The 6,535-nt window shown below is 37.9% G+C and carries 11 protein-coding genes and 2 pseudogenes; 4 read left to right on the forward strand and 9 right to left on the reverse strand.

Annotated features, from left to right (window positions below):
• Nucleotides 1–54: 54 nt before the first annotated feature.
• The 7 genes from PVK71_RS15205 to PVK71_RS15235 all read right to left on the reverse strand — a co-directional run bounded on the left by PVK71_RS15205 (nucleotide 55) and on the right by PVK71_RS15235 (nucleotide 3,954).
• Nucleotides 55–561: a YgjV family protein gene (locus PVK71_RS15205; protein WP_274419639.1), complete on the reverse strand. Its 507-nt coding sequence runs from the start codon at nucleotides 559–561 to the stop codon at nucleotides 55–57.
• Nucleotides 562–902: 341 nt separating this feature from the next.
• On the reverse strand, nucleotides 903–1,037 hold the full coding sequence (locus tag PVK71_RS15210; RefSeq protein WP_274419638.1) for a hypothetical protein: 135 nt from the start codon (nucleotides 1,035–1,037) through the stop codon (nucleotides 903–905).
• A 108-nt stretch (nucleotides 1,038–1,145) separates the two neighbouring features.
• Nucleotides 1,146–1,610, reverse strand: a complete 465-nt coding sequence (locus tag PVK71_RS15215) for a hypothetical protein (RefSeq protein WP_274419637.1) — start codon at nucleotides 1,608–1,610, stop codon at nucleotides 1,146–1,148.
• Nucleotides 1,611–1,949: 339 nt separating this feature from the next.
• The gene (locus tag PVK71_RS15220; protein WP_274419636.1) at nucleotides 1,950–2,264 is read right to left on the reverse strand and encodes a type II toxin-antitoxin system RelE/ParE family toxin; all 315 of its coding nucleotides are present in this window, start codon (nucleotides 2,262–2,264) and stop codon (nucleotides 1,950–1,952) included.
• Nucleotides 2,255–2,509: a type II toxin-antitoxin system Phd/YefM family antitoxin gene (locus PVK71_RS15225; RefSeq protein WP_011263488.1), complete on the reverse strand. Its 255-nt coding sequence runs from the start codon at nucleotides 2,507–2,509 to the stop codon at nucleotides 2,255–2,257. Before PVK71_RS15225 ends, PVK71_RS15220 begins: the two co-directional genes overlap by 10 nt.
• Before the next feature lie 294 nt (nucleotides 2,510–2,803).
• A complete protein-coding gene (locus PVK71_RS15230) occupies nucleotides 2,804–3,040 on the reverse strand; it encodes a GNAT family N-acetyltransferase (RefSeq protein ID WP_338000252.1) in 237 nt (78 codons plus the stop codon).
• Between the two features lie 383 nt (nucleotides 3,041–3,423).
• Entirely contained in the window at nucleotides 3,424–3,954 is a 531-nt protein-coding gene (locus PVK71_RS15235) for a GNAT family N-acetyltransferase (protein ID WP_274419634.1), read from the reverse strand.
• A gap of 360 nt (nucleotides 3,955–4,314) precedes the next feature.
• Here PVK71_RS15235 and PVK71_RS15240 point away from each other — a divergent pair, with 360 nt between their 5' ends.
• Together PVK71_RS15240 and PVK71_RS15245 are read left to right on the forward strand one after the other, a co-directional pair.
• Nucleotides 4,315–4,563, forward strand: coding sequence for a type II toxin-antitoxin system Phd/YefM family antitoxin (locus PVK71_RS15240; RefSeq protein WP_045037887.1), 249 nt, complete (start codon nucleotides 4,315–4,317; stop codon nucleotides 4,561–4,563).
• Nucleotides 4,553–4,837 carry a type II toxin-antitoxin system RelE family toxin gene (locus PVK71_RS15245; protein WP_012535033.1) on the forward strand — a complete coding sequence of 95 codons (285 nt, stop codon included), beginning with the start codon at nucleotides 4,553–4,555 and terminating at the stop codon, nucleotides 4,835–4,837. The genes PVK71_RS15240 and PVK71_RS15245 overlap by 11 nt, the downstream gene beginning before the upstream one ends.
• Before the next feature lie 50 nt (nucleotides 4,838–4,887).
• Here PVK71_RS15245 and PVK71_RS15250 read toward each other — a convergent pair whose 3' ends face one another.
• Nucleotides 4,888–5,031, reverse strand: a complete 144-nt coding sequence (locus PVK71_RS15250; RefSeq protein ID WP_274421852.1) for a hypothetical protein — start codon at nucleotides 5,029–5,031, stop codon at nucleotides 4,888–4,890.
• Between the two features lie 29 nt (nucleotides 5,032–5,060).
• On the opposite strand from PVK71_RS15250, the pseudogene PVK71_RS15255 reads away from it, so the two are divergent.
• Both PVK71_RS15255 and PVK71_RS20535 read left to right on the forward strand, forming a co-directional pair.
• A pseudogene (locus PVK71_RS15255) lies at nucleotides 5,061–5,252 on the forward strand (phage integrase N-terminal SAM-like domain-containing protein); the annotation flags it as partial.
• Between the two features lies 1 nt (nucleotide 5,253).
• Nucleotides 5,254–5,463 (forward strand): annotated as a pseudogene (locus tag PVK71_RS20535) (IS91 family transposase); the annotation flags it as partial.
• A gap of 260 nt (nucleotides 5,464–5,723) precedes the next feature.
• On the opposite strand, the gene PVK71_RS15260 reads toward PVK71_RS20535, so the two are convergent.
• Nucleotides 5,724–6,535: hypothetical protein (locus tag PVK71_RS15260; protein WP_274419633.1), on the reverse strand; the 812-nt coding region annotated here is incomplete at its 5' end.

Genomic DNA, 6,535 nt, shown 5'->3' on the forward strand with positions numbered 1-6,535 from the left:
TGTAATTACACAGGCTTTAAATCATGCTGAAAAATACGACCATGAAAAAACAACTTAACTGTGAAAGCATGGACTTTTAACATGTATTCTGTAGTAACCAATAGCACTGCTTGCAATAAACAAAACGTCGATTAATACCGCTACTGGTGAACCAACTATAGCATCATGCACACCCCACACACCTGTCCCAATAACCATCAGCCAACGCATTAGCTTGTCGTTGCTACTAAACGAAGCTTTCGTATGCAATAGCGACGCTGTACAACTCAGAACACTAGTTAAACCACTGAAAGTTAGAACTGTACCGAACAAAGTAACGAAATAGAACAACCACTTTATTTTAGGGTTTGAGATAACGATACCAGCTAAGTATCGGCATGCTCCTATTACCAGCAAACATGCCGCCGTCCACTCATTAAGTAGAGCGAAATGCGCAGAAATCAATAATGCCGATATACACAAAGCAGACAAAAGTAGAGTACGATTTTTAAATTGAAACGATGCGATATCAAATAGCGCAGCTAAACCAACCAATATTTGGGAGGCGACAAAAAGGGACATACCCCCTCCAATAATAACCAAGTAATATGAAAAACGTTCTAGTAGCTCAGCACGTTAATGCGCTGAACAATATGATTCTTGTTATAAATTGCAGGGGAGGTATATTGCGACTGCGTGAGTCTGAAAAAGTTGAGAATGACAGGCGGAGAGAGCTTGAACGTAAAATAGACTCATGCTGTATTCCTCCCGTCAGTGTAACTAATAATAAACGCGATTCTACAGGAAAATGTCGAAGAATAAAGGTTATGTCACCTTTCGTTACCATGAAACAATACCAATTTGTCATTTGCCCACATAGTAAAAATCACGCACTATATCGAGTTAAACTATTGCCCAAAACTCTATTTGCGATTTTCTTTACCATCTAAATACTCTGCATACTTTTTAGCAATTAGTTGATGAATATGATGTCCTGTTTTACGAACAAGATACCAATCTATCGCAGCTAAAGCGGCTAAGCCTATTATAGTTCCCATGTAAATCTCTCCTTCACCATCAAGTCACAAGTCTATCAAACTATTGGTAAAATTAATAAAGCGCTCATGTTTACGATTTTTATAATAATCGTAAACTTCCTATTTCAATTATTCGCACCAATCATCACTTGCTACCGGACTAGAATAGTCTCTTTGTTCACCTTCTATTGATATTTTTTTACCGTTGTTAAATTTATACAAGTAGGCAACACATCCCTTATAAGAAGAAACCATTAATACCTCATAAACACCATTTATTTTAGGGGTAAATGTTGCAGTAATAGAACAAGATTTCCCACCATTATAATCATCAAAACCATACCCAAATGTAAAACTTTGCTTTTCACCCCCTAAGAGAGTTAATTCTTTATATGAAAGTCTATCCACTTTACCGGCATTCTGTTTTCCAGTACAAAACTGTGCATCTTTATATATAAAAATTTCAGCATCACCTCTTCCTTGATTGGAAAATTTAATTGTTGCTACATTATTAGATATTGGCTCATCGTAAGGAGTCGACACACAGCCAGTTAACGTTAAAAGGAAAACTAACTTAAACAATCGAGAAAACATATAAATCACCTGTAATATTATAAGAGAATGACCTATCAACTTATTAAGATCATAATGTGTTTGGTTATCTTACAATCTGACTATTAATTTTATCGATATAAAAGTGTGAACTCGTTCGAATATATAGTTCAATATAACAAGGGAAATTGATGACTTAAATAAAAGAAAACGCCGCATTAAGGAGTGAGCAATGCTACCACCCAAGCTAATCCATTGTGCCGTAAATACTAAACATGACCGAAACCTTTTTGACTGTGACATTACCCCACTCAATAATTACTTGAAAGTTATTGATGCCAAGTGTAGTAAATCGTGTTGATGCGTTTGTTAAATGAACTCTTACTGCAAACCACGGTCATTGAGAACAAATTGGCGTAACTCGCGCTCTTCCCTCATGACATAAAGAATATATACGATACCATCGTTGGTTACTTTGTAAAAAATACGGCATGGCGGCAATACAATTTCACGATAATCTAAATGAGGAAGCTCAGGAACACTACGGCCTGATAATGGAAAATCCTCTAAACGCTCAATACGATGGAAAACTGATTGAACTAACGCCTTAGCCGCTAAGATATTATTAATAGCGATATATTCTGCAATTTCGTCCAAATCTAATAATGCTGATTCAGTCCAATTAATTACAGCCATTTATTCATCTTCTCTTTTGCGGCTTCATGAGAAACTACACGATTATCTGAAATTGCTTTTTCACCGCGAGCAATACCTTCAAGAATAGCAATACGTTTTTGCATAAACTCGTAATCATCAACATCTAACAAATATGCAGACGGTTGACCGTGCTCTGTAATTAACACTGGTTCTTTTGAAGCATGAAGCTCAGAAAGAATCTTGGTTGCTTGACGTTTTAATGTAGTAACTAGTTCAACTTTCATATTCAGTATCCATTATCGAAAGAATAAAGTATCACAATTGTATCACTTAGTTACCCATTGAGACAGTTCATTTAATGTTCAGGGAGATCTTTCGCCCTTCAACAATGTCTCTAGCTTGTACAAACTGCCATACTATTTCTGGTCGTTGATAAGCAAAAATAATGAGAACTGCGCGTTCGACGAGAATGACAACAGGACTTTGAAATAAATACGACCAGTTATCAATTGTTCTCTGCATTCGGGCTAGTAGTTCGCAAAAGCATATAAAGCCCTGTTAAAGGTGTGAGCAACGCATTAGGCTGATAACTCTTTGACTAACTCGATATCATTGAGGACAACGTCATTTGCACGCTCTTTATTGGTTTCCCCCGTAGGAGCAAAACCTTGCTTTATATAGAAATTTAATGCACGTTCATTGCTATCAAGTGCCCACAACGAAATCTTTTTTGCTTTCAATATACGGAGCAGGTCCTCACACTCATCGTAAAGCTCCTGACCAATGCCAGTAGCAATTTTATCAGGGTCGATTATAAATTGAACTCAGTTCATATACATCAGTGCCTTTCAAATATTTAGGCTGTCCAAAGCACAAGAAACCAGTCAATCTGCCGTCACAATCCGCAACAAGAACTTCTGCTAGATTTCGTTCTATTGTGTTTAACCATAATTTCCGACGTTTTTCTAATGTATAGCTTTCGATAAAACGTTGAGGCATCAACCCACTGTACGCATATGCCCATGAGTTGACGTGTATATTTGCAATTTTTTCGACATCGCTTGGTAATGCCTTTCGAACTCTAAAATTCATGATTTCCCTATCTGCTTAACGCCGCGTTAAACACAAAACCCAACGATAGAATGAAAAAAAACCATGCGTTGGAAATCTGTCTTAATGCATTTGCTATAATTTGTGGTTAAAACAACACACATTCGTAGAAAATGACGCCATTGCCATCTTCTTGAGTTGCAACAAAACCAACCTTCTTAAGTAACTTTGCTGAAACTACATTTCCAATATCTACACCACCAATAAGTTTTTCTACTAATTGGTTATCACGACAACTTTTAAGTAAACCAAATAATAACTCACTACCGTAGCCTTGATGCCAACTAGATTCGGCTAATAGATAACCTAAATGAGCTGTAGCATTATCTGATTCATAAAGGAAAACGAAACCAATAATCGGGTCAAAACCTTTACGTTTAACTGAAAACAAATGGCTTTCTGATACCATTTTCAAAAGCCAAACTTCAGCATCCGATTCAGTATTAATATCATGAAAATATGGAGGTAATGATTCAACAACTGAGGGAGAAAGTAAGTTAACAATTTCAGACAATAACTGTGATTTCAGCGCTCCTGACACCAAATAAGAGTCAACATTTTCAACCTCAAGTCTCGTTGTCGTGAATGCTATAGGTTTCAACTTTGAGCTATTAATCATATCGTTACCTTAAAAAATCTAGGCTTAAGATGGTTAGGGACGTCTCGCAAGTCATCCTCTGGGTATAACTCATTCAATACGCAGGATTCTTCTTTGTTGGCATTCCAACGAAGTTCATGAGTCCTATCTGTTACTGTTAAATGACTTACAACATCATAATACCAGCCTGGGGCGTCCCTAGCTTCGGTTTTCACAATTGGAACATCCATTCTATTAGTTAAAGTGGATACAACAATAACTTTTTTTAAAGTTAACAAATTCCATATAACCACTCCGAATGTAATAAATCGTGTCGATTGCTTTGTTAAACCACAATGACACGCTATAATGACCGAACAATCAACCTAATTAGAGACCGCAATGACTACTAGAATTTTAGCTGATGTTGCAGCAAGCATTACCGAGTTTAAAGCTAACCCAATGAAAGTTGCTTCAAGTGCTTATGGTGAAGCTGTTGCTATACTAAACAGGAATGAGCCTGCATTTTATTGTGTGCCAGCAGAAGCTTATGAACTATTGATGGATCGAGTTGAAGATCTAGAACTATTATCACTTGCTGCTGAACGAGAGAATGAAGAAACGATTTCGGTAAACATCCATGACTTATAAGTTAGATTTCAAAAAGAGCGCATATAAAGAATGGAATAAACTAGGTGCAACACTTCGTGAGCAATTTAAGAAAAAGCTATTAGAACGTTTAGATAATCCTCACGTGCCAGCGTCAAAGCTATCAGGCGCTGATAATTTATATAAAATTAAGCTGCGACAATCTGGCTACCGATTAGTATATAAAGTTGAGGATGACGTAATTATTGTCACCGTTTTAGCTGTTGGTAAAAGAGAACGCAGCGACGTATACAAAAAAGCGATGCACAGAATTTAACCATAGCTGTTTAACGCCCTGTTAAGTAATGAGCAACGCTACCACCTAACCTAAACCATTACACCGTAGACACTAAACTCAGCTTGAATTGAAAACGTTGAGTGTTGCGAATCTGTCTTAAACGCTTTGTTGAACGAAGCCGCTTCGCGGCAGAGTAAAACCAGTATCGTCCATACTCTCTGTACCTCCATCATTTCGATGGCGGATTACAGGAGTAAACACCATGAGCCCAACCGAACTAGAGCGATATCATCGCCTTTATGAATTACACCTTACCAACTTAACTCTCCAAGGTAAACGACCTGCCACTATTGATGCCTATTCTCGAGCAGTGCGTCGGATTAGCGAGTTCTTTGACCGTTCTCCCGATACATTAAGCACGACTGATTTAAAAAAATTCTTCGCCAGTTTAATTGCATGTACTGCCTAAAGGCTTACAACGAGTACGTGACTACGGTTTTTTACGTGGCCAAGCGAGAGCCCTGCGAGTTCGTATTCAATTACTCATGCTTGGCATTTTTTATCAAACTCCGCCAAGTATTATACCCATCCGAGCCAAAGCAATAAGAGCCTGCCCACACTGTCACCATGACATGGAGTGCGTGGGAATAACACGACCGAGATAGCCGAAAGGCAAACATAATAAGGATAATGGTTGAAGTTAACCTAGAGGAGACACAACAAATAAGACGATTTAAAAATAGCTAACCCATTGATAAAATTACTATCGTAATCTTATCTTGGCCCCACTCGCCTTGAAAAAAGACTCAAGGCGATATGCCCACCAAACTAGATCGCACAATTTACTATAAAGAAGTGGCTACGGGCTTGTTCAACACCCGGGATTTAACGCTGGCTGCGCAGCGCTTAATCCTTATTTGTTAAGTTACAATTTCCCATGATTTTGGGCTTTCCATACCAAACTACTCAGCGAGTGTTCTAATACAGGAATTTCTCGGAAATCACAGAATGGTACAGACAACGAGTTAAACACACCCGTAATTTGTGCTGGTTCTCTATGAGTACGTACCGCATGCAAACCATTTTCAGCACTAAAGCGAATGACTATAAAAAAGCCTTCGATCATGAAGTAATAGTACATACCCTCAGCTTCAGTCTCTCCACGATAGACATTGAGGTTGAGGATTAAGCTTTTAATTGATTTAGTATCAAATATGCTCTGTTTGTCTGTGATCCTATACATTGAGACTCTTACGAAATGATCTAATTTCAAAGAAACTCCCAGCTTAATGCTGCCACTGTATATGCATTGTCTTAACTTTTCGTTGAAGTCATCGCCTAGATCTATGCCTTGAAATTGATCAAGCGAACTAATAGAAGCACGCCAAAGAATACTGATTACATAAATGTAAAACCTATCGTATTTAAAGTTATCCAATATGACTGCTTGGGAAGTTTTCTTCACTGGAAACTTCCCCGTTAAAAAGCTATCCGAATACCTTTCATACCTATCATTTAATAACTCGTTTTCGCAAGAGCTACAGAATAGAGGTTCTTTGGGATCACAGTTGCTCAAATCAGGAGCTGTCGATTCATCGATAGTCACAGCGACTAGCTGTGATTTTCCAGAACGCTTTCTTCGACGATATATGGCTCGCGGGATAATATGCGATTCTCTTAAAGGCTTTGGTTTCAAACAAAGCTTACAAACTGTAGTCATTATTACCTCTTGGAACT

It is taken from the genome of Aliivibrio sp. S4MY1, assembly GCF_028765545.1.
In the GTDB taxonomy this organism is placed as follows: domain Bacteria; phylum Pseudomonadota; class Gammaproteobacteria; order Enterobacterales; family Vibrionaceae; genus Aliivibrio.